This is a genomic window from Paeniroseomonas aquatica, assembly GCF_030409335.1.
Lineage (GTDB): Bacteria > Pseudomonadota > Alphaproteobacteria > Acetobacterales > Acetobacteraceae > Belnapia > Belnapia aquatica.
In genome coordinates this window covers 1-1,446 of record NZ_JAUFPN010000048.1, presented here as the reverse complement: position 1 = coordinate 1,446, position 1,446 = coordinate 1, and the positions used below count along the sequence as shown (strand labels likewise).

General features: G+C 62.3%; 2 protein-coding genes. Both read left to right on the top strand.

The annotated features are described in order from the left end of the window. Positions 1 to 193: 193 nt before the first annotated feature. Positions 194 to 565, top strand: coding sequence for an ArsR/SmtB family transcription factor (locus QWZ14_RS05820; RefSeq protein WP_290315689.1), 372 nt, complete (start codon positions 194 to 196; stop codon positions 563 to 565). Positions 566 to 621: 56 nt separating this feature from the next. Continuing rightward, positions 622 to 1,446: MBL fold metallo-hydrolase (locus QWZ14_RS05815; RefSeq protein ID WP_290315688.1), on the top strand; the 825-nt coding region annotated here is incomplete at its 3' end.

The window sequence follows — 1,446 nt, the reverse complement described above, 5'->3', positions numbered from 1 at the left end:
GTAAGCTGCTGCCGTATACCCACGACGCTCACAACGCGAGGACCACAGAGTCAGCGATCTGCGGCCAGCTGGTTTTGAAAGTGCGGTATGCGGGCAAGGCCTGCGCGCGACCGCGAGCCGCTCTTCCCAAGGCTTGCAAGCTCACCATAATATCTTACATGAGTAATGTATCACTGATGGGCGAAGGATAGAAATGGAGCAGTTGGGCATAGAACGTCTGGACGCAGTCACGATGGCAGCGCGTGCGTCCGAGGCCGAGGCATTCCTTCGCTCACTCGCCAGCCGTCACCGCCTAATGATCCTTTGCACCTTGCTCGAGGGAGAGATTGCGGTGGGTGAGCTGCTGCAGCGGCTTGGCTTAAATCAATCCAATCTTTCTCGCCACTTGGCCACCTTGCGCGAGGAAGGCTTGGTGGCAACCAGGCGAGAGGGCGTCGTCATCCACTACCGGATCGCCTCGGAACGGGTGCGACCAATCCTCGCCGAACTCTACCGCCTGTTTTGTGCGCCGAGCGAAACCCCGTCCCCGGAGATGATGAATGACCCCCAAGCACGCGGTACCTGACGAGCAGCGGCAAAGGCCCACGCAGTTTCCGACACCCCTACTGCAAGGAGTTGATCATGGTTGACCGCCAGCCGGTGGTGACCGGCTTCTACCACGAGGAGACCAACAGCATCGCCTACGTGGTCGCGGACCCCGCGACCAAGCGCTGCGCAATCATCGATCCGGTGCTCGACTTCGATCGCGCCTGTCGCGGTACTCATACCGCCTTCGCCGACCGAATGGTGCAGTTCGTCCGCAAGCAGGGGCTGACGGTGGAGTGGATCCTCGACACCCACCCACATGCCGACCACTTCTCGGCCGCGCCCTACCTCCAGGAAATGTTCGGGGCGCCGACCGCTATCGGGGAACACGTGGTCACGGTCCAAAGGATTTGGCAGAAAATTTATAACCTGCCCAACCTTCCGACCAATGGTACGCAGTGGAACCGCTTGTTCCGGGATGGCGAGCGCTTCGCCATCGGCGAGCTGGAGGCGGAGGTCATCTTCTCGCCCGGCCACACGGCAGCCTCGATCACCTACCTCGTCGGGGACGCCGCCTTCATCCACGACACGCTGTTCATGCCCGATGGCGGCACCGCTCGAGCCGACTTCCCCGGCGGTGATGCCCGTGCGCTCTACCGCAGCATCCAGCGTATCCTCGCGCTGCCATCGGAGACCCGCGTATTTACTGGTCATGACTACCAGCCAGGCGGTCGGGAGCCGAGATGGGAGTCCACCGTCGCTGAACAGATTGCCCACAACACGCACCTGCGGGGCGGAGTAACCGAGGAGGCATTCGTTGTGGCACGCGAGACGCGTGACCGGACGCTGTCCTTCCCGGCCCTGCTGCTAGACGCTCTGCAGGTGAATATTCGCGGTGGGCGGCTCCCTGAGCCGGAGGCG